The organism is Endozoicomonas sp. ONNA2 (genome assembly GCF_024606365.1).
Classification (GTDB): Bacteria; Pseudomonadota; Gammaproteobacteria; order Pseudomonadales; family Endozoicomonadaceae; genus Endozoicomonas.
Window position 1 is genome coordinate 1 of the sequence record NZ_JAHHPO010000594.1, and the last position, 21,511, is coordinate 21,511.

The 21,511-nt window shown below is 43.6% G+C and carries 23 protein-coding genes and 1 pseudogene; all 24 read right to left on the bottom strand.

The window, feature by feature from the left end:
• Positions 1 to 75: 75 nt before the first annotated feature.
• The 24 genes and pseudogenes from KDK14_RS10415 to KDK14_RS10530 all read right to left on the bottom strand — a co-directional run bounded on the left by KDK14_RS10415 (position 76) and on the right by KDK14_RS10530 (position 21,139).
• Positions 76 to 1,231, bottom strand: a pseudogene (locus tag KDK14_RS10415) (ISAs1 family transposase).
• A gap of 56 nt (positions 1,232 to 1,287) precedes the next feature.
• Positions 1,288 to 2,253, bottom strand: coding sequence for a hypothetical protein (locus KDK14_RS10420; RefSeq protein WP_257265037.1), 966 nt, complete (start codon positions 2,251 to 2,253; stop codon positions 1,288 to 1,290).
• Between the two features lie 68 nt (positions 2,254 to 2,321).
• On the bottom strand, positions 2,322 to 2,603 hold the full coding sequence (locus KDK14_RS10425; RefSeq protein ID WP_373691061.1) for an ISAs1 family transposase: 282 nt from the start codon (positions 2,601 to 2,603) through the stop codon (positions 2,322 to 2,324).
• A 326-nt stretch (positions 2,604 to 2,929) separates the two neighbouring features.
• Positions 2,930 to 4,036, bottom strand: a complete 1,107-nt coding sequence (locus KDK14_RS10430; protein WP_257265038.1) for a glycosyltransferase — start codon at positions 4,034 to 4,036, stop codon at positions 2,930 to 2,932.
• Positions 4,037 to 4,073: 37 nt separating this feature from the next.
• Positions 4,074 to 5,354 carry a hypothetical protein gene (locus KDK14_RS10435; RefSeq protein ID WP_257265040.1) on the bottom strand — a complete coding sequence of 427 codons (1,281 nt, stop codon included), beginning with the start codon at positions 5,352 to 5,354 and terminating at the stop codon, positions 4,074 to 4,076.
• A gap of 156 nt (positions 5,355 to 5,510) precedes the next feature.
• The gene (locus tag KDK14_RS10440) at positions 5,511 to 6,548 is read right to left on the bottom strand and encodes a glycosyltransferase family 2 protein (protein ID WP_257265041.1); all 1,038 of its coding nucleotides are present in this window, start codon (positions 6,546 to 6,548) and stop codon (positions 5,511 to 5,513) included.
• Positions 6,520 to 7,545, bottom strand: coding sequence for a GDP-mannose 4,6-dehydratase (locus tag KDK14_RS10445; protein WP_257265042.1), 1,026 nt, complete (start codon positions 7,543 to 7,545; stop codon positions 6,520 to 6,522). Before KDK14_RS10445 ends, KDK14_RS10440 begins: the two co-directional genes overlap by 29 nt.
• Positions 7,478 to 8,407, bottom strand: coding sequence for an NAD(P)-dependent oxidoreductase (locus KDK14_RS10450; RefSeq protein ID WP_257265043.1), 930 nt, complete (start codon positions 8,405 to 8,407; stop codon positions 7,478 to 7,480). Before KDK14_RS10450 ends, KDK14_RS10445 begins: the two co-directional genes overlap by 68 nt.
• A 72-nt stretch (positions 8,408 to 8,479) precedes the next feature.
• The gene (locus KDK14_RS10455) at positions 8,480 to 9,697 is read right to left on the bottom strand and encodes a DegT/DnrJ/EryC1/StrS aminotransferase family protein (protein WP_257265044.1); all 1,218 of its coding nucleotides are present in this window, start codon (positions 9,695 to 9,697) and stop codon (positions 8,480 to 8,482) included.
• 22 nt (positions 9,698 to 9,719) lie between these two features.
• Complete coding sequence (gene rfbG / locus KDK14_RS10460) at positions 9,720 to 10,799, bottom strand: CDP-glucose 4,6-dehydratase (protein WP_257265060.1); 1,080 nt, start codon at positions 10,797 to 10,799, stop codon at positions 9,720 to 9,722.
• Positions 10,790 to 11,563 carry a glucose-1-phosphate cytidylyltransferase gene (gene rfbF, locus KDK14_RS10465; protein ID WP_257265045.1) on the bottom strand — a complete coding sequence of 258 codons (774 nt, stop codon included), beginning with the start codon at positions 11,561 to 11,563 and terminating at the stop codon, positions 10,790 to 10,792. Before rfbF ends, rfbG begins: the two co-directional genes overlap by 10 nt.
• A gap of 224 nt (positions 11,564 to 11,787) precedes the next feature.
• Positions 11,788 to 12,027 (bottom strand): hypothetical protein, encoded by a 240-nt coding sequence (locus tag KDK14_RS10470; RefSeq protein ID WP_306671513.1) that lies wholly within the window; start codon positions 12,025 to 12,027, stop codon positions 11,788 to 11,790.
• Positions 12,027 to 12,989 carry a GDP-L-fucose synthase gene (locus KDK14_RS10475; RefSeq protein WP_257265046.1) on the bottom strand — a complete coding sequence of 321 codons (963 nt, stop codon included), beginning with the start codon at positions 12,987 to 12,989 and terminating at the stop codon, positions 12,027 to 12,029. Before KDK14_RS10475 ends, KDK14_RS10470 begins: the two co-directional genes overlap by 1 nt.
• A gap of 23 nt (positions 12,990 to 13,012) precedes the next feature.
• A complete protein-coding gene (gene gmd, locus KDK14_RS10480) occupies positions 13,013 to 14,134 on the bottom strand; it encodes a GDP-mannose 4,6-dehydratase (protein WP_257265048.1) in 1,122 nt (373 codons plus the stop codon).
• Between the two features lie 526 nt (positions 14,135 to 14,660).
• Positions 14,661 to 15,353: a DUF2064 domain-containing protein gene (locus tag KDK14_RS10485; protein ID WP_257265049.1), complete on the bottom strand. Its 693-nt coding sequence runs from the start codon at positions 15,351 to 15,353 to the stop codon at positions 14,661 to 14,663.
• Positions 15,350 to 16,045 (bottom strand): glycosyltransferase, encoded by a 696-nt coding sequence (locus KDK14_RS10490; RefSeq protein WP_257265050.1) that lies wholly within the window; start codon positions 16,043 to 16,045, stop codon positions 15,350 to 15,352. The genes KDK14_RS10485 and KDK14_RS10490 overlap by 4 nt, the downstream gene beginning before the upstream one ends.
• Positions 16,046 to 16,053: 8 nt before the next feature.
• Complete coding sequence (gene mtnP / locus KDK14_RS10495) at positions 16,054 to 16,899, bottom strand: S-methyl-5'-thioadenosine phosphorylase (protein WP_257265051.1); 846 nt, start codon at positions 16,897 to 16,899, stop codon at positions 16,054 to 16,056.
• Positions 16,900 to 16,902: 3 nt separating this feature from the next.
• Positions 16,903 to 17,880 carry a radical SAM protein gene (locus KDK14_RS10500; RefSeq protein ID WP_257265052.1) on the bottom strand — a complete coding sequence of 326 codons (978 nt, stop codon included), beginning with the start codon at positions 17,878 to 17,880 and terminating at the stop codon, positions 16,903 to 16,905.
• 141 nt (positions 17,881 to 18,021) lie between these two features.
• Entirely contained in the window at positions 18,022 to 18,342 is a 321-nt protein-coding gene (locus KDK14_RS10505) for a nucleotidyltransferase family protein (protein WP_257265053.1), read from the bottom strand.
• Complete coding sequence (locus KDK14_RS10510; protein WP_257265054.1) at positions 18,339 to 18,755, bottom strand: nucleotidyltransferase substrate binding protein; 417 nt, start codon at positions 18,753 to 18,755, stop codon at positions 18,339 to 18,341. The genes KDK14_RS10505 and KDK14_RS10510 overlap by 4 nt, the downstream gene beginning before the upstream one ends.
• A gap of 85 nt (positions 18,756 to 18,840) precedes the next feature.
• Complete coding sequence (locus tag KDK14_RS10515; RefSeq protein ID WP_257265055.1) at positions 18,841 to 19,353, bottom strand: hypothetical protein; 513 nt, start codon at positions 19,351 to 19,353, stop codon at positions 18,841 to 18,843.
• Positions 19,354 to 19,459: 106 nt separating this feature from the next.
• Positions 19,460 to 19,951 carry a hypothetical protein gene (locus KDK14_RS10520; RefSeq protein WP_257265056.1) on the bottom strand — a complete coding sequence of 164 codons (492 nt, stop codon included), beginning with the start codon at positions 19,949 to 19,951 and terminating at the stop codon, positions 19,460 to 19,462.
• Entirely contained in the window at positions 19,948 to 20,229 is a 282-nt protein-coding gene (locus tag KDK14_RS10525; protein ID WP_257265058.1) for a nucleotidyltransferase family protein, read from the bottom strand. Before KDK14_RS10525 ends, KDK14_RS10520 begins: the two co-directional genes overlap by 4 nt.
• 172 nt (positions 20,230 to 20,401) lie before the next feature.
• Positions 20,402 to 21,139: a Fic family protein gene (locus tag KDK14_RS10530; protein ID WP_257265059.1), complete on the bottom strand. Its 738-nt coding sequence runs from the start codon at positions 21,137 to 21,139 to the stop codon at positions 20,402 to 20,404.
• Between the last annotated feature and the right edge of the window lie 372 nt (positions 21,140 to 21,511).

Below are 21,511 nucleotides of genomic sequence, written 5' to 3' on the forward strand. Positions count from 1 at the left end.
CTGATTAATTGGCAACCGCCCTGCTAAAAGCAAGCGTAGCTTCAGTGGTAATCAGGAATGGTTATGGTAAAAGCATCAAGAAGCAGGATTCGTGATTAAATAAATGATCGTACAGCCGATTCTAGCGCCCTGCTGGGTGAGGTAGTGGGTACTCATGGCAGCCTTCCTCTGCTTTCGCTTCAGGCCCGCTTTAAACATCGTTGTATTATTCAATAAATTAACTGCAATGTGTCGATAAACTGTTAACATCTCAGGAGCATTGCCTCTTCTAATTCGGCAATCATCTTCATTCATTGCAACATCGATTTTCCAGTGCAGCTTGTTTTCAATAAACCAATGCTCTCTGGTGGCCTTTGCTAATTTCTCCGCAGTTAATTCTGCAGAAGATATGTAATAACGAATACTGATGACGTCTGAATTAAATGTACCACCTTCCATTCTGGCTGATACGACGACACCCAATGTTTTCATTCCTTTCCAGTCAAGGGAGAGATTTACAAACTCATCAAATATATCACTTACCAAATATAAACGGCTTTCCATTCTGCTATGACTTTTCTCTTCTGTTCGATAATTTTCACCTTCCCAATCATTAATCCTTTCCATTGAGAAGTGATTTTTAAATACATTGTGAAGCTTTCCCTGATTACCTTTTACTGCCAAAACGTAGTCAGCACCCTTATTAACAATCTTCTCTGCAATATCTCTCTGGCACCCCATGGCATCAAGTGTCACAAGGCATCCCCGGAGTTCCAGAAGATCCATAAGCGCAGGTATGGCCGTGATTTCATTACTTTTCTGATCGGTCTTGATTTGGCCTAACACAACATTGTTGGCATGCACTGACCATATGAATGGCTCCCTTATTTTTGCTTTTGTCATATGAGCCCCTTGCCGTTTTTCCATCAATAGCAACAACTTCGCCATTGGTTGCCTGATGACAAGCTTTCATCCACTCAATAAAACAACGTTGAAACTGTTTTGGACCAACAACGCTAACCACATTTGCAATAGTTGTATGGGATGGAATGCCGTTTTTAAATTCTCCGTATTGCTTTAGCCAATCCAGTCTCTCATGCCCAAAATCTTCAATATCTTTCCAACCTTGAGCACTGGCAATAACAGCAAACATTGTTAATAGCAAAATATCAGCAAGTTTATGCTCAACTTTTCCTGCTTGCCGTGGGTCATGGATTATTGAAAGACTTTCCATCAAATTTAAAGCATTCATTTCATTATCATATCCAGTAAAATTCCAGACATATGACAATGGTTATATAATTTAGCCTATACGCAGTTTCCACAACGGCACTCTGGGCCAGTAAATTCCGGCACCTTCATGAATTTTCCCTTGACCTTTCTCCTGGCTTTACTGTCCGGAAATAATGCTTCTGCTGCCCCGGCCAAGTATTCCGAGACATGATAAAAATCGAGTATCTGAGCAGAGGTATGCTTCATCAGATAGCGCCAGTTTTCTTTAGCCCCATCAGCGACCTCCACATAAGTCGCTTGTGGGTAAAGGCGTTTTAGTTTTGCAATCTCTTCGTCCAGTTTGCCCATAAAGCTTTGCTTGCCATATTCAGGTGAGCTGGCGGTATAAATAGTGTGCAATCGATCACCATTGGCCGAGTAAAGACTCAGGGTTCCACACATCGCTTCTCTCCAGCCGTGTTCACAGAGCAACATGCAGGTGCCATCCAGACCTATGGCAATGGTTTCGACGGGCTCCGGCAGGAGCGACAAGTCATATTCGATGTCTTTCTGGTCTTCAATTAATGCACCTACCCTGTCGGATAAATGCTTGATATACGAGTTAGACAGAGTTCTTTGATGGTTGGTTGCAAAGTCTTCTTTAACAGCAGGAGCGGGCATCTGGCTGTATTTCCAAGCGAGTGTTTTGGCAAACTTGGGGGTAGCTGAGCCGACAATACCGGTGCGAAGATCAACAGGCGCCAGCGTAACACCACCTCTGACCCCCTGATAAACAGAACGTTCCATAGGCACACATCCATACATGGTTTCATATCGCTTCAGTACCTTTCCCTTGTAACTCCACTTCTGCTGGTTTACGACAATGGGGTCTTTGTTGGGTGGTTCAAACAGTTCAAGAAACTCTTTTGTTCCGAGCTGTCCTGCTTCATTCAATGCTCGCTGTAGTCCATCTTCAAGATCCAGCATGTTGCCAGATTCAATGGGTACTTCAATTTGCAACACAATGGTTTTTGGTTTTCGGGCAATGACAGAAGCAGGCATGGCTACAGATTACGACTGTGAAAGATGGTTCCCATAATAGTCGTGATTGGGGTGCACATAGGTTACAATTATTCAGAGAGAACACCCCGTTGAAACTGCTTTGGATTCACAACAGCAGCAACTCGGGCAATAGTATGATGAGAGGGAACTCCATTTTCAAATTTACCATACTTTTTTAACCAGTCGAGCCTTTCGTTTACAAAGTCCTCGATTTCCTCCCAACCTTCACAGCCAGCAATAACAGCACAGATTATCAAAATCAAAACATCTGTGAGTTTGTGCTCTACTTTCCATGCTTGACGTGGATCATAAATTACAGAAAGGCTATTCATTAAATCTAATGCATTCATTGGTTGGGCATCCAAAGTTTTTTATATATGACAATGGATGCATAAAATGACCTATACGCAATTACAACTACAAGCCTTGAGACCAATGGCTTCGGGGTGTTTCATGATTTTTCCCTGAGCCAACATAACCAATTCCAAATACTGTAACTTTCATGTAAAAACCGAATAAATATAAAAACAATAATATGTATAATACAAAAAATTAAATCAATTCCAGAGTAATAGAATTTCTATTAATCCAAAAACAATATCATTATTAGAAATTCCACCTAATTATTAGCATTTTTTAAAATCGTCTAACTCATTTAATTAGCTAACTGGAACTCTCACATAACAGATTCAATAAATCTATTTGCCATAACCTCAGTATTATATTTATTCTTTGGAATATATGAGCATTTTCTAGACATTTGATAATAGAGCCTACGCGGCATATTCAATGCTTTTTCAACAACCTCGTATGGTCCATGCAGCTGACCATAAAGAAGACAGTTAACACCATCTTCTAGAACACAAAACTCAGGCATATGTTCATCAGAATTATCATGTGTTATGACTGGAATATTATAGGATAATGCATGAAGGATAGATAAACCAACTGCTCCTGGGTGAATAAAATATTTTGCCTTTAGAAATACTTTTGCAATTGCATCTTCATCATAAATTGCTCCCAACATCACAATATTATCTGTTAATTTCTTATCTGTAATTTTTTTTCTTAGATTCTCTCCTTCTTCACCATCACCTATAATAGTCCATTTTAGGTTTTTATTTTTCTCCACTAATTTTGAAAACGTATCAAGAAATAGGTCAAGCTTATTCTTCTTTAACAGTCTGCAACAAGACACAAACCCACCACTTTGATATCTATCATAGTAATGGATAACATTTCTTATTTTTGCTTTTGATATTGCTTCATAATCTAAACCATTATTTAAAGATATAACTCTACCTTTATATCTACAGGCAAGCATCTTTTTTTTTTCACATTCAGTATAAACAAATATAGAGCTAAACCTTTTCCACCAAAATAGTCTAACGGCTTCTGTTATTTTCGATGCTCCTGCAGTATGAACATGTCCCCAAACAATTGTTTTTTTCCCTAATAAGAATAAAATAGTGGATAATATTACTGATGAAACAACTCTGGGATTACCTGTGAAGACATAGTAATCAAACGAAGTTAGCATTCTGTAAAATGGCAAAAACTGAAAAACAAGTTTATTATTTCCGATGGTATAGTGCTTTATATACTGAACAGATCCATTTAAAACTTCTTCATCGATGCAATTATGTTTAGAGCCTTGCAATTCCCTCTGACAATAAATCTTAATATCTATATCCTTTGATCTAATCAGCCTCTGAATAAAGTCTTTCCGGTAGCTTGGTAATACATTTGTAACAAGACATACTTTCTTCATATTTAAATTCAAATCTACTTCGGAAGCTTAACGACATATAAAAGGCTTGCTATTTATTGTCACTTTGTAACTTTTGCATATACTTTTTCTTTGAGTTATTAAATATATAAAATCCAGTAGGAACCAAGATAAACAAATAAAATGAGGACACACTGAGAAAAAGATTATCTATATTTTCATAGAATAGAGCAATAGAAAGAACAACCCCTAAACTGTTAAATATTGCATGAACAGTAAAATTTTCTTCTTTATGGCTCCTGCAATATGTAGCAAGGTTGCTGATAAGACCGATAGAAAAAAACATTATCGCCAGCATAATTTTTATACTGTTTGGCAAAAATTTTTCACTTAGACCAAGGAAATAGTCAAAATAGCCCATTGATATAAATACAAACATTGCCGAAATGGCAAGTAATAAGTAGCAAAAACACCTTTTATAGAGTGATCTAACGAATAGCTGCAATGCTTTCTTTTCGTTATTTTGCCCAGCTAATTGACCTATTCTAGGCGTCGAAGCAGTGATAAATGAATTCGAAAATTGATTAATTGCAGAAAAAGCCGCAATTGTCAAACCAACTTGACCAGCAAGTACTGCGCCATGAGTTTTAAAGATAACAGGGACATAAAGCTGGAATATCAAATAACCACATAACCAGCTTATGGCATACTTTGTTTGCAGTCCAAGGACGGGCTTGAGATTTTTAATAGATACATGATTGTAGCCATTCTTGAGAATCTGCATCCATAGCTGAGAGTTGTTCCTATAGTGGTAGGCTCCACCAACAATCGTTCCAGCAAAATAACCGCCCACCAAAGCCCAAATATCAAACCCACTAACTAACATTGCAATAGTTACAAACGTAACTGAAAATATGGAAAAAAGCTTTTCCTTATTAACTTGCTCAACTTCATTGAACCCGATGATGACAGACTGAATAAATGAAAGTAATAAAAATAAAGCGCCTACAACAGTATAAGTAATCCAGGGTAACAAGTATTCAAAATCAGAAAAGTACCAAAAACCCGCAGATATCATAACAGGTATGATGATCACTATCATATAAAAATAAAATTTCAAGGCTGACAATATAAAAATAAAAATGTCTACATTAGTCGGCGTTTCAATGAATTTCCGTTCTGAAGTTATTTTTATACTATGAGCATTATGACTGATATACTGACTTAAAATTGTTGTAAACCCTAGATCAGCAAGAGATATGAGAGCACCTAAACTGACAAAAGAAAACCAATACCCTTGAATTTCTGATGATATTGTTAACCCCATAAACAACAACACTAACGGGCCTTTAATTAAGTTCCCCAGTGTCACCAATTGAACCCACAGTATTTTACTGTTGACTCCCAATTTATTTAGATAATTTAATATCAATTCTCTCACAGACATCTAATACCATCAATTAAAGCCTTTAGCTTTTATTAAAGAATCAAATTAGAAAGCAACAGTGCAAAAAATTAAAATCAAACCCTATGAACCAAAGCTCTTCAAATAAGCTCGACCTTTTCTGAAAAGAATTATACTCGCTGTCTTCACTTGAAGAATCGGATTTAAAACAGATAAAAAATACGTTACCTTTTTTGTCTGATTAGTTACATAATCTGATTCCCGGAGAATGCTGAATACTTTGAAATAAGCCCTAACACTTTTTCTCAAATACTTTAGCAATCCAATGCCTTGTATTGAGAGAGCCTTCATCTCCAATTTGTGTCGTAGGAGTATATTCTCTGGAAAGGCATGATAAAAGCACTTTATTTTATCGATAAGCAGACCATCCTCACCATAACCCCAGTCTTTCTTTGTTTGCTCAACCTGGGTAACCAGAATCGGATTTTCTGTTAAATGCCAGACATTACCCTCTATCGAAGAGATACATCCCCAGTATATAAAAGGATATAATGTAGAGAGCTTACTTTTCACATACCTATCGTATAAACCATATCGCCTATATGTTACGCCACTAAGCTGGTGACATTTAAGACTCATTTCGATACATGTTTTCTCACCTGCAGGATAAAGTTTATTCGGAAGATCCGTATCCCTTCCCAATACTCCTTTTCTTTTTCCATTAGGATCAATCAGGTGAAAACTTGGAATGATCATAGCTATATCATTAGCTTTAATTTTATCTAGAACTTTCAATATGTAATCTTTTGTAAGATAATCATCATCTCCTAAGTACATCACATAATCTGCTGTCGATTTCTTCAAACAAAACAGAGCATTATTTTCTAAGCCAATATTTTCACTCTGATTATAGACCTTAAAACTCCTGCAATCTTGTAACACCTGCTCGAGAATTGCTTTGGTAGAGTCAGTAGAACAATTATTTGAGATAATTATATTTACTGAATGATTAACATTTTCATCATCTAAATACTCCTTAAGTAGATTTATGTTTTTTTTTAAAAAGTCAATACGGTTATAGGTAGGAATCAGTATATCTAGAGTCGTATGCATTTTAAAGCTCTTCAAATATTTATCCTTGGTTATTTCTAACCCAATCAAACATATTTCTAACACCATCCTCAGAAGATACTTTTGGAACCCATCCAATCATTTCGCTAGCCTTAGCAATATCAGCCACAAAAACTTTCTGATCACTTTCCCTTTCAGCAATTCTCTTATAAAACATTTCCTTATCAATAATCATCTCTAATTGATTGAATAGTTCCAACAAAGAAAGACTGTTATCAACACCACCTCCAATATTAAATTCATTTCCAGCAATATTTTTTATTTTTGTTACCGCTGAAAAATACAACCGAATCATGTCTTCAGCATGGAGAACATCTCGTACCTGCTTACCACTACCTGAAATAGTAAAAGGTTCCAGTTGTTTTCCCTGTTCTAATTCAAATGCTTTCTGGCAAAACCATCCCACCCAGCCTTGGTCATATGTTGCAAACTGTCTGCCTCCATACATGGAAGAATGCCTGAAAACAGCTGTCTTTAGGCCATAGATACGCGCATAATCAAGCATATATTGATCTGCTGCACCTTTAGAACAACCATATGGTGAGTGAAAGTCTAATGGTGTTTGCTCATCGAACCCATTTGGTGCTTCTATACACTTGTAACGTGTTTCTGTTTCTTCATATGTAAATTGCTCAAGGTCACCATAAACTTTATTAGTAGATGAGTAGATTACACCGGTTTCCGGAGACTCAAGTCTGATTGCTTCAAGCAGATTATGGGTACCTATCACATTGATTTCAAAATCCATTCTTGGGTTAGTGATGGATGTTGTCATTGCAACCTGACCAGCTAAATGAAACACCATGTCGGGTTTGATTCTTTTTACTAGACTATATACATCGTTGTAGTTTCGAATATCACCGTGGACAAACTCAAATTCACCTTTATTTCTGAGCCATTCAAGATTTAGCAGAGAACCATTTCGGTACAAACTGTCAAAAATATATAGTTCAATTCCATTACCTAATGCATGTTCTGCAAGATTGCTTCCTAAAAAACCACACCCACCTGTGATTAATAGCTTCATATCTATTCTCCAGTTTCAATAATTTTTTTAAACCCGTTTCTATTTGAAACTTTGGCTGCCAGCCAAGTTCATTGAGTTTTTTAATTTCTGCTTTAGACACCATGATTTCATTTTCTCTGTATGGATAGGCAGAGAAGTCTAGTTTACTTTTGGATTGAGTAATTAAATGAACTTCTTCCACAAACTGCCTTATGGTAACTGCCTGTCCTGAGCCCAGCTCAAACTCTTCAAATACATCCAGATTATTGTTTTTTAACAATGTATGATAAGCAGATACAACATCGTCAATATAAATAAAATCTCTTTTTTGCCCCCCTGGCGTCAACTTGATTATTGGCACATTATTTATGCAACTATTTATAATGTAGGTAGTAAATTTTGACTCATCATCTCCTGGACCATACATATGCTCTAGTTTTATATTACAGAATTTTATCTTTTCTTGGATTGCAAACTGTTTCCCCCATTCTACAAACTGTTTTTTTGAAAGTGCATAGCTGTTCAGATATTTGTAGAGAATTGTGTCGGTGTTAAAAAATGTGTCGGTGTTAAAAAATGCAGATTTCTCCAATAATTCTAGTGGGAATTTTAAATTTGCATTAAAAATTTCTGTTTCAATTTCATTATTTCTGCCATAGCAAGTGGCGGTATGAACCACTGCATTGTATGGGCTATTTATAGAAAAGGCTTTCTCAATTCCATCTTCGATGAAATGTAATGTTAGCTTGTCTTCACAGCCTGCTAGACGGATTAGCTTAGAGGTATTGCGAATCAGGGCGTGAACTTCATAATCCAATTCTATAAATGATTTTGCTAAATGACTACCGAGATAACCGCTAGCCCCAGTCAGTAATATTTTCATCCGCATCAACCAAAATAAACTACAAGGCGCACAAAGATTGAGTTAATCTTTGTACGCTTTGTAGATTATTTATTATTTATATTGAGCAGCAAAAGTCCGGAAACTGCCGTGAACATGAGCCAACATTTCATCAGTTAAACCATGATGGCAAGCCAGTAGAGCTCCACCGCGCATAACGTGATCCGCAACCGGGTAACCTTCAGTGGCTTTTTTCATTTCAATATCTTTAAAGCCAGGCTGCCGAGTGATATTACCAGTAAAGACAACACGGGTCTGGATATTGCGTTTTTCCAAGAAGATTTGCATTTCACGGCGGGTGAATGGAGCATCATCCCGAATTGTCATTGGGAAAGCCAGCCACCCAGTTTGGGATTCGTTGGTCTGTTTTGGCAAAATAAACCAGTCTTGATACTGGCTGAAGAAATCATACTGTTTTTGGAAATAGACTTCACGGGCCTTAATGTTCTGTTCCAACTTGGCAAATTGCACCAAGGCAAATGCAGCGCTGATTTCAGAGGGCTCCAGCTGATAACCAATGGTTTCAAATACGAATTTGGCATCGTAGGGGATGCCATCTACTTCGATATTAAAACGGTTTTCAATGGCTTCACTTTCTACAAATAGAGAAGAGCTGCGGCCCCAAGAACGTAGGAGACGGGCTTTAGCGGCCATCGCATCATCCTTCACGCACAACATACCGCCATTACCGGCACCATTAATGACATGAGAACCATAGAAACTGGTAATACTGATATCGGAGTAGTGGCCACTGGATTGACCTAAAAGGGTGCCACCCAGAGTATCTGCGCTATCTTCAATGATTTTCAAATCGTGCTTGCGACAAATTTCAACAATACGATCCCAATCGCAGATATTCCCGATCAGGTTCGGGATACAAACTGCGCTGGTTTTTTCAGTGATCATGGCTTCCATTTTCGCTGGATCAATGCAGTAGGTGCCTTCTTCTACATCGACAAAGGCCGGGATCAAACCGTTTTTAACAAGGCAGCCCACTGTGGTGGAAAAAGTCAGCGCTGGAGTAATGACCTCGCTACCTTTGGGCAGGTCCAACACTTCTACAGCGAGATAAAGTGCAGAAGAACCTGAGTTCACCATAATGCCGTGAGGTTTATCAAAGGTTGCAGCTACCTTGGCTTCAAACTCTCGGACGTGGGGGCCCATTTGTGTAGATGTGCGCAACACTTTTTCAACGGCCTGGATTTCTTCTTCACCGTGAACGGTGCAGCCGTATGGCACATAGAGGTAATCTTCGCGTTTTAGTTCAGTCATCGTGATACTCAATAAATAGTGGTTATACGCTTGCTGCTTGATATTGATGAATTTGCTGAAGGGTCAGCGAATGCATATCCGCGCCACTTTCATGGGCTTTATGCCATTCGGTAATGTTTGCCAGTGCCCGCTTGAGTGACCAACGTGGTCGCCAGTTCAACCGGGCATAGGCTTTTGAGCAGTCCAGTTTCAGGTAATGGGCTTCGTGGGGGTGCTCATTGCTGTCGGTTTGCCATTGGGCCTGTTCGCTCCACAGAGTGGAGATTTCTTTGGCTATCCAGCTGACAGGTTTGGCGTCGTGCAGCTCAGGACCGAAATTCCAGGCTTCGGCAAATTCCGGACCCTGCTCATACAGTTTTTGCGCCAGTTCCAGATAGCCGCCAAGTGGTTCCAGAACATGCTGCCAAGGGCGGATTGCATTGGGGTTGCGGATAACAGCCGGTTGCCCGTTGATAAACGCGTTGATCATATCCGGGATTAAACGGTCTTCAGCCCAGTCCCCACCACCTATTACGTTTCCGGCTCGGGCTGTCGCAATGGCCGTTTTGTGTTCGTCGTATTTCTGCGATGGGAAATAGGAGTTTCGGTAAGAAGCTGACAATAGCTCCATGCAGCCTTTGCTGCTGCTGTATGGGTCAAAGCCACCCATTGGGTCGATTTCCCGATAGCCCCAGTCCCATTCCCTGTTTTCGTAGCACTTGTCGGTTGTGATCAAAACACAGGAGCGAACTGTCCCCGTACTGCGAATAGCTTCCAGCAAATGCAGTGTTCCCATCACATTGGTTTCATAAGTTTCCACCGGTTCACGATAGGAGTATCTCACTAGTGGTTGAGCCGCCAGATGTAGGACAAGATCTGGCCTTACTTCTTTCATGACTTGTTTAAGATTATTCCCATCTCGGATATCTCCGATTACGTGATCCATATTTTGTGCCACGTTAGCAAGGGTAAAAAGTGATGGTTCTGTTGGTGCAGGTAGAGAGTACCCAGTGCTTTCTGCACCAAGATCCTGCAACCAGAGAGATAGCCAGCTGCCTTTGAAGCCTGTATGGCCTGTCAGGAATACCTTTTTTCCGCGCCAGAAGCTTTTTTTTACTGCCATGTTTTCCACGGTGCTTTTCCTGACTGCCAGAGTTCTTCCAAGTGCACTTTATCCCGAAGGGTGTCCATAGGTTGCCAGAAACCGTGGTGTTCATAGGAAGAGAGTTCTCCATCCTCAGCCAATTTCATTAATGGTTCCTGTTCCCATGTGGTTTGATCATCCTCAATGTAGTTAATCACTTTAGGAGATAGTACGAAAAATCCGCCATTAATCATGCCTCCGTCGCCTTTTGGCTTTTCTTCGAACGACATGACTTTATGGTTATCGATGGCTAACGCACCAAAACGACCAGGAGGATAAGTTGCTGTCAGTGTTGCCAGGGTATTCTGTTTATTGTGATGCTTGATCGTTGCGGTGATATCAATATCTCCCACCCCGTCACCGTAGGTAAAACAGAATGCCTCTTCAGTCTCGACGTAATCTTTAACCCGCTTCAAACGACCACCAGTCATGGATGCGTCACCAGTATCTACCAGGGTCACCTTCCATGGCTCCGCCTTTCGGTGGTGAACATGCATCTGGTTGTCGCTCATATCAAAAGTAACATCAGACATATGTAGAAAATAGTTGGCAAAATATTCCTTGATTACATAGCCTTTGTAGCCACAACAAATAATGAAGTCGTTTATTCCATGGGCGGAATAGATTTTCATGATATGCCAGAGGATAGGTTTGCCACCGATTTCAACCATTGGTTTTGGCTTGGTTTCGGTTTCTTCACTGATACGGGTGCCCAGACCCCCTGCTAAAATTACGGTTTTCATACATTATTTACTTGGAAATGAGTTGGTTTTCATACCAGTTACAGAACTGAATTTGGTACTGAAAATACAATGTGAAATATCAATTTTTATTATTGATATGGCTCTTTTCTTATTGCAGACTGCTGATTTCATAAATCAGGCTGGGATCCTCCTGTGGCAAGGCTTGGCAATATTTAGCCAGCAGTTTCCTGAAGGCATTGTATATCAAGGCCTTTGGTCAACTTTCATTGCAGAGCAGTCTGTAATCCGAAAAGAGCCTCCACTTTAATAAGGCGATGAAAAGCGTTTTCAAACCATTCGTTTTTCAGAATGCGCCCACCGGTTACAAACCAGTACACTTGGGCCGGTCTGTTATTCCGCAACCCCAGCTCCTGACTATTGCGAACAATTAAATCAATAGCAACAAGTGGCGTTGAGGCAACGACAGTTTTAAAGGTTTCGAGCTCAAGCATCTTAAATGCCATCAAACCGACCGTAACTCAGCAGCATGTTCCAGGAACCAACGGTAAGTCATCCCCAGCCCATCCTGTAAAGAAACCGAAGCCTTCCATCCCAGCCGCTCCAGACGGGTAACATCCATCAGTTTGCGGGGAGTACCATCGGGCTTGGTAGTATCAAACTCAATCTTCCCTTCAAACCCCACGACCTGTTTCATGGTTTCGGCCAGTTCACGAATGGTGCAATCTACACCGGTACCCACATTGATATGGGTCATCATCGGTTGGGTGTGTTCGCTGTAGATGGCCTTATCCAGTTCCATCACATGAACGCAGGCCGCCGCCATATCATCCACATGTAGAAACTCCCGCATGGGGGTGCCGGTTCCCCAGACCACCACTTCTTTGTCATCCCGAAGTTTCGCCTCATGAAAACGGCACATCATGGCCGGGATCACATGGCTGTTTTTCGGATGGAAGTTATCATTCTCACCATAAAGGTTGGTAGGCATTACCGAACGGTAATCCACACCGTATTGGCGATTGTAGGATTCACACAGTTTAATACCGGCAATTTTGGCGATGGCGTACGGCTCATTAGTGGCTTCCAGATGCCCATTCAGCAGCTCACTTTCTACCATAGGCTGCTGTGCCAGCTTCGGATAAATACAGCTGGAACCCAAAAACAGCAATCGCTTAACACCAGCAGCATAAGCCTGATGGATAATATTGCTCTCTATCATCAGGTTTTCATAAATAAACTCAGCCGGGTATGAACTGTTGGCGTGAATTCCGCCCACTTTCGCTGCAGCCAGGTAGACCTGTTCGATTTTTTCAGAGCGGAAAAAATCCTGAACCTCTGCCTGGCTGGTTAGGTCCAGTGCCTCCCTCCCCCGGCTGATAATCTCAAAACCGCCAATGACTTCCAGCTTGCGAACAATAGCGGAACCCACCATCCCACGGTGGCCTGCTACATAGACTTTCTTCATATAATCTTGTTAATAACCTTTAGTTATTCCCGTGATACCTTTACATCGTATCCATGAGATTTAAGAAGCGCATGTTGCTTGGCCTTGGCAAGATCATAGCTGACCATCTCGGTTACCATATCCTCAAGTGAGGTTGTTGGCTCCCAGCCTAATTTTAATTTTGCATTGGATGGATCACCTAGAAGGGTTTCGACTTCAGCAGGTCTGAAATAACGGGGGTCGACAGCAACAATTTTCTGGCCGACTTTTAAGGCTGGTGCATTTTTGCCGTTTATTTTTTTGACGTATCCACACTCTTCTGTGCCTTGACCTTCCCAGGTTACCGTTATGCCCAGAGCTTTTGCAGTAAACTCGACAAACTCTCTTACCGAGTATTGAGCACCGGTGGCTATTACAAAATCTTCCGGCTTTTCCTGCTGTAACATCAGCCACTGCATCTCAACATAATCACGGGCGTGCCCCCAATCCCGCAGTGCAGCCATATTGCCCAAGTAAAGGCACTCTTCAAGGCCCTGTGCAATGTTGCATAGTCCCCGGGTTATTTTACGGGTAACAAAGGTTTCTCCTCGCCTTGGGGACTCGTGATTAAACAGAATCCCATTACAGGCATACATGCCATAGGATTCTCTGTAGTTCACGCTAATCCAATAGGAATAAAGCTTGGCAACCGCATAGGGAGAACGCGGGTAAAATGGCGTTGTTTCCTTTTGGGGAATCTCTTGTACAAGGCCATATAGTTCAGAGGTTGACGCTTGATAAAAGCGAGTCTTTTTTTCCAGCCCGAGAAAACGGATAGCCTCAAGCAATCTAAGGGTTCCCAGAGCGTCCACATCTGCAGTGTATTCCGGAGACTCAAATGAGACAGCAACATGGGACTGGGCCGCCAGGTTATAGACCTCATCGGGTTGTACTTCGCTGATGATACGCGTCAGGTTAGAGCTGTCACTCAGATCACCATAATGCAATTTGAAATTTTGGTTTTCTCTGTGGGGATCTTGATAGATGTGGTCGACACGCTCAGTGTTAAATGAAGAAGTGCGGCGTTTGATTCCATGTACTTCATAACCTTTGTCAAGCAAGAACTCGGCAAGGTAAGAGCCATCTTGCCCTGTTACACCTGTGATTAGGGCAACTTTCTTGGACATAAATTTATCCTTTCGGAGATGAAATAAAAAGCGGGAAAGTTCAGCAAGAATAATCAGTTAGCAATGAAATGCAAGTTGGCATATTTGTGCACAAAAATACATGATATTAAAATTATTTCATCTACAGCCCTTTATTTTCCGTGGTTGAACATATAGGACTTTAAGACGACAGTGGATATGGCTGGGAGCTGTTTTTGGACGACTTTGGGTTAACAAAACAGCCATTTCAAACGATTGTATGATATTGGCTGTATACCTTGAGGCTCAGGCAGGGTAAATATTGAGTGCTCATGGGAGCTTTTGTCTGCTTACGTTTTAAACCTGCTTTAAAGGTTAACAGATAGTCTATTCATTAAATCAGATGCATTCATTTACAGAACATCCAAATCTTTTTTATATAAGACAGTGAATTCAGGTTTGATTTTTATCATTTAAAAGAAAGATTAACTACTTATCACTTACAATGTGTCAGAAGTGATCTCTTGAGTTAGCGCCATTGAGATCATAAACACTTTTTATTAACACATTAATCACCCATATAGCACCCTCGATTAAAACGCAGCCACTGCAATAACTCTCTCTGACTTTCACTTAACTGCCCAACCTTGCCTGAGAGATTGCTCTCAAGGCTCTTGAGATCTTCAGCGGCATCCACATCCTGTTCCTTTGGCAAGTAGTGAATATCCCTGCCTTCCAAATGAGAGACCAGTTCGTTAAATGTCGTGTCCTTGCTGTAGGTTACGCTTTCCCAGACTTTCCTGCGTACGGGGCGTCCCGTACCGAAGAAGTAAAAACCTCCATCCTCCGCTGGTCCCACTATGCATAAATCTGGATCATGCTTTATCTGTGCAATGGCACTGACCAGGCGCTCGCTGCAAAGTTGAGGGCTGTCCGATCCAATCATCACAACGCCATCATAGTCATCGAACAGTCTCTCGGAGATCGTCGCGAGCCTTGCTCCAAGATCACCCTCCCCGGTCCACAATGCGGGATACCCCCGTCCATTAAACTGCACTGGTCCATCTTCTTCAGCGAGCGCCCAGTGCGGGAACACCTCGACTTTGCTGGTCGCTACAACAGACAACATCATGTCGTGAGTACAGGCAATGCTCAGCGAGTAGAATGCTTCAGCCAACTCCACGCCGACAGTCGAGGCAAGCCGCGACTTAACCGGCGACAGGCCTATCGTCTTGGCAAAAATCGCAACGGCTATCTTCATCGGAATACTCGCATCAGCTGCCGCCGTTTCAGCTCCAGCCAATTGGGCACAGCCTGCACAATGGTCAGCCAGACGTGCTTCACAGTAACAGATAACCAGCCACCCTTGCGGTACTTGCGAGCTGATGTGTGAACCGGTGCAGGGAGCCGAATAACCGGGTATCCCTCCTGCCTTACCTTCCAGACAAAGACGTGGTCTTCGCCATAAGCCAGATCTTCACGATATCCGCCTAGCCTGGAAAAGAGTACCTTCGGTATTAAGAACCCCTGATCACCAAACGGAATCTTCATCCACCCTGCTCTCCAGCGAACCGCCCTTTCATTCCAGCCCATTGCCTTTGGTCCATCATCCAGGAACTTCAGATCAAAAAAGTAGAAAGCTTCGGCTTTCCTGGCTATCCCATGACCAAGTTGCTTGAGTGTTTCCTGATTAATCCGCGAATCCCCATGCAAAAACCAGATCATGTCGTGTATTGCCCTATGAGCGCCCGCATTCATCTGCCCCGCCCGTCCTTGCCCTTCGCGGCAAACAGTGAGCCTGACGTTTTCGGAAATACCAGATACATCCGGGTTAACATTCTGTTCGCCTGGACAAATAACAATCTCGCTATTTTCCGGCAATTGCAGCTGTGGAATGAGGTCAACCCAGGCATCATCATTGGGCGCAATTGGGATGATGACCGAAACGGGCATATCTGAAACTAAGCTCGCAGGACTTCCAGCATGGCCAGCTGCTCTTCATTCAATGCGCTGTCAGGGGTGAGCACCGCCATTTCAAGTGCTTTTCGGTAGTCTTCATCGATTGTTGGCAAGGGCAAAGCCAACAGTGCCATCAGCAGTTCCCTGGCCTTCGCAAGGCTTGCGTTAAACCGTGGTATCACCGCCTGAACCGTCACATGTTGATCAGGATCATCAAGCCAGCAATCATAATCGGTGGCGATGCAGATGGTTGCGTAAGCGAGCTGCGCCTCACGGGCGAGGAACACTTCCGGAACATTGGTCATGCCGACAAGATCGCATCCGGCCCGCCGCATGAAAAAGCTCTCGGCCTTTGTACCAAGGCGCGGCCCCTCAACGCAGGCGTAGGTCTTATCCATATGCAACTTGACGGCTTTTTCCTGCGCTACCTGCTTCACCCAGCCGGACAGTGCCGGGCACGTTGGTACCGCAGTGGAAACGTGCGCAGCAATGCCATTACCAAAGAAGGTAGCCTCGCGCTTACCTTTGGTGAGGTCGAGATATTGAGAGGGAATGGAAAAATCGCCAGGCGCAATTTCTTCGCGCAGACTGCCAACCGCTGAGAACCCCAATACCATTCGCGCACCGGCCTGCTTAAGCGCATACATATTTGCCCGGTAATTGATCTCGTGGGGCAGGAAGGAATGCCCCTTACCATGGCGAGGTAAGAATAGAATTTCCCTGTCGTCTGTTTTCAGCGTGCTCAGCGGGGCAGATGGCGTGCCGAACGGTGTATCGACTTCTTCTTCTGATACCAGTTCCAGACCTTCAACGTCGTAAAGACCTGTTCCCCCAATGATTGCCAGCATTTGTCAGTTACCCGAGAATGTCTCATCTTTTACGCTGCAAGCGCCGCCGCCGAGCACGCAGAACTTTGCGCAGAACACATGATTGAGCGAAACCGGTTTCGACGCTTCTACAAGCGTTGGTCCCAGATCAAACTGCCGGTCATAGGCAAGTAGTGTACACGACTGAACCGTTGGGCGATCATCGCCCTTGTGCTTCACTACCATGCGGGAGGATGAGCACATCATGTCGGACGGATCGACATTCAAAATGCCCCAGCAATCGGTGGTGATCTCCGGAACATCCTCAGCAGGTTCCATTTCAGGAAACAGGACCAGTTGCTTGCGATCGAACGCATTGATCTTGATGTTGTTGTCGGCAAAGAACCTGGCAAACCCTGACCTTAGTTTCTCTTCTTCCTCGCCCCAGCGGGTGCGTCCGCCAATATCGATGGAGAACTCGTTGTCAGACAGCCATTTAAGCCCCAGCATCATTGGCTTCCAGCTGTTTTTGCCGCGCTCATCCTCATGCAGTTCCGGTTGGAAGTGATCAACCGATACCCGCAGTGTCATCTTCGATCCGAATTTATGATTAAGCCGAAGCAGATCGTCTGCGCATTTCATCATCGGCCTCATGGCATTGGTCAGTACCAGCAACTCAAAGCCTCGCTCCAGCACACTCTCCATGATCGGAATGATGTCCGGGTTCATGAAAGGCTCGCCGCCGGTGATGCCAATTTCGGTCGTGCCTAAATCCTGATCCCTGATCTCGTTGAGATAGGTGACCACTTCCGCATGGGAGATGTAAACCAGCCGGTCATTCCCGGGCGTGGATTCAATATAGCAATTCTTGCATGCCAGATTGCATAGGGTTCCGGTATTAAACCATAAGGTCGACAAGTGCTTCAGGCCGACTTTGGCACGGGGCTCACCTTTTGCTGTCCAGTCAGGGTTTGAAAACTTGCCGGACTTTTCAAGCGCTTCTTTATTGATAATCAAGTTCATGCAGTTCATTCCGGTTGGCGAGACAGCTTAGCCCCTCATAAACCCAGTAATACGCTAGCTTTTCAATCTTGGAAAACAGCCAAAGGTTAACGATAACTGTCTTTCAACACCACTATCAGGAAGAGCCTTTTTGCTGTTTGACTATTGAATAACAACATACTTTTCCCGTATCACTTTCCGGAAATTCTCAGGCACCTGATCCCAAACAAAAAGATCGACACGAAATGGCAGGTTACTCTCTTCCAGCGCCTCCCGAAGTTCAGCCATCGCAATCGCCTGTTCCGGGCCGGAAAAGGTGACCATATCAAGATCCGATGCTGAATGGGCCTTGCCATTGACTCTTGAGCCATAAGCCCAGACTTCGATATCTGGCAAATGTTTTTTCAGCAATGCCTGTAGCACTAGCAGTTCATCGTGCGTCAGGTCAAGGTGTTCCGGGGGATGATCGGTAGAGCAGTTCATAACCAGGGTTCCCCGCTCATCGTTTCGTATAGGGCAACCGCATCCTTAATAAAAGCGCCCATTAATTCAAGCGCTGCCTTTGCTTTTTCACCATCATAGTCATGGGATGTATCAATGCGGCTATCCGCATAGATCAGCCATTGGGCAACATCCGACGACAACAGTCGGTTTTCATTGGCAATACGGAACAGCGGTTTCGGGCTGTTGGGGACGTCGGGCAATCCGAGGCTGATTTTCAAATGGCGCTTTAGCACTTTCCACATGCAGTCATAACAGGTTTCAAATCGCTGGATAACGGATTCCGATACTGCCTCTTGCAGCCAATCGGGTAATGTGTCATCAAGTGTTTGCAGATGATGATATTGGGATTCCAGCAGAGTGAGTGACTGTTTAAACTTGTCGTAGTCGATCATTTTTAATTGGCCTTGCCTGTTCTATTTTGAATTCGCTGCCGGGACAACTCCACCGCTTCGCTCGGGCTTCCAGCGGTTGTCACCTTTAATAACAGCTATCACTGCTCTCCCCAGGCAAAATAGCGCCATAGCGTAAGGCAAAATCCCGAATATTACGGTAAACCGTTAACAACTCTCTGGCCAGCGGCATGGCCCGGTTCAACGTCCCGGCATTCAGTTCACTGTCTTCCGGGTAGTCATGGGCAAAAGCGTTGTGCACCTCACGAAATAAAGGCCATTGGACTGCATTATCAATCGCCCCTATTTTTTCCAGCTGGTTGAGCTGGTCGATAAAGGTGTTCAACGTCCCCTGCTCTCCCACCAAATCCAGCACCTGAGGAAAGAGTTTTGCTCCCATGGCATCCTGTAATTTACTGAACCGGGTGGCAAATTGATCCATGTACGCCACTTCAGCCGGGGCAAGGTTTTCAAACGCATTGGCACTCAATGGCAACAGGCTTTTCACTTCGGCCATCACCCATTCAAGGCGCAAGGCATGACGGTCACAAATCCAGAGGGTGCGCCCGATGACGTCGGCAATTTGTCGTCCGCTACCCATTCCTTTCCCCTGCTCTGTTACCATTCAATTGAATCCCGGTATTTCTGGCTTCATGGTGAATCGCTTCCCGGGGTTTTCCTCGTCGGATAAATGACCAGGTCAATTTTCAGGATTTATACCGTAGGCAATACTTTCGCACCCGTTCAGCAATATCCAGCAGAATGGGTGTAGCCTGCAACGTTTCAGGAAAAATAACACTCAGCGCTTCCGGCTGGTATTCGTGGGCAATGCTGTTACGCAATTCACGGATTTCGATAAATCGTTGGGCATCCTCAATCAACCCTTTTTTTTCTGCACGGTTGATTCTGTCCCTGACGGTGCCGTCATCATCCAAGTCAATGGTATCGATCAGGCGAAATATTTTTTGTAACAGAAGATCGTTAAAGCGTGCAAATCGTGCGGTGAGTGATTCGAATTTTTCCAGGTCTTCCTGTTCCGGCATCTGGTCATCGGTCAGTGGTATGGCCTGGCAGCGATCCAGAGACCACTTGAGCAGGGCTTCCATCTGGGCCATGGCTAATAGCTGCTGTTCCAATAACAGGATTCTGTCGCTATTTTTTTCCCCTGCCTGATGCTTTTTGCCTGACTCGTGGCTCATAGCCGGACGCCCTCTGCCAGCGCGATACGGGTAAATGGGTCAGTATCGTCTGCGGCAATCACCAGGTCAATTTTCTGCTCTCCGATAAGCTCGTACAGCGCCAGCCGTATGCCTGTTCTGTCTTTAAAACCCAGTGTTTTTGACAGGATGAGCAGATCAATATCCCCTCCTTTTGCCTGGTCATTGGCTCTTGAACCAAATAACCATATTTGCGCCTCAGGGTCTGCCTGATAAATCACCTTTCTAATGGCGCTTTGCTCTTCGGTCGTGAGTCTCAATGTTGCTTAGCCTAATTTAGAAACGCTGGGAAGAGACAGTGCAGGTCTTTTATTTTTTATAGTCAATGTCGTTTAATCACTAACCAAGCCTGACCCCTTGCCTGGCAATCTCATGAATGGCCTGCGCTTCATGCCGGGTATCATGAATCAGAACATCCACTTTCAATTCACATTACTTAATAATATTGATGTAACTCTTCAAAGCCTCTTCCTGGGCGCTGGCCACCATGTCAATAAATCCCCCGTAGTCCTTTTGGGTAAGCGCTTTATCCAACGCCTCATAATAGGCCAGACGGTTTTCCTTGCGGATAATGACCGGCAAGTAACCACTGCCCAATAAATCAAAGTTCATTAACAGCCGGGCGGTTCGGCCATTGCCATCCACAAAGGGATGAATACCGACAAAATCCACATGCAGCCGGGCAGACCGCTCCAGGGGGTGATAGCTCTGCTGCTGGTACCATTCAACCAAATCATTCATCAGCTGTGGCAAGTGGTAATGTTCCGGAGGCATGTGCTCGGCACCAGCGATGACAACATTCTCCTGACGGTAGCGACCCGCATTGCCATCATCTATATTTTTCAGCACTAATTGGTGAATACTTATTACCAGTCTTTCGCTAAATGGCTCATCCCTTTCTACTACCGACTCCACCCATTCAATAGCCTCACGATGATTAATGGCCTCAAAATGCTCCCGGATGGATTTACCCCCAACAGTAATACCCTCAAGCACTACCTTCGTTTCTTTCAGGGTCAGGGTATTGCCTTCAATCGCATTTGAGTGGTAGGTCCATTCCAGTACCAGAGCCTCATGGAGTGACCGGACCGTTTCTTTCGGCAGAGGCCTTAAGGTATCAAGCTGTGTCTTAAGTGCATCAATCTTGTCAAAGCGCTTTGTGTTATTCATTTGCCCCCGGGGTCTGCCTGTTAAATCACCTTTCAGGATTGATCTATCCTCTGCTTGGTTACAACGCTCATTACTTCAGATTTGCAGACCTGACGGACACGTCACTCTATATTCCCAACTAAGCAATTTTATAAGTTGTTCAATCATATAAACCAGCCGAAAAGTACGCTACCGCCCGTCGGCTTAAGCATATGCCGAAACAGCTGCGCGGGAAACAACTAATCTACTCGAGCAGTCGTTGCATCAAGGTAAAAATTTTATCCAGGAGGCTGCCCGAAAACAGCGCCCGTCCAGGCGACCCCGTAGCGAGGATGGCTGAAAATTGAGGATAAAAATTCGGTTTTGTGAGGTGAATAGCGGGGCTATTTGCCG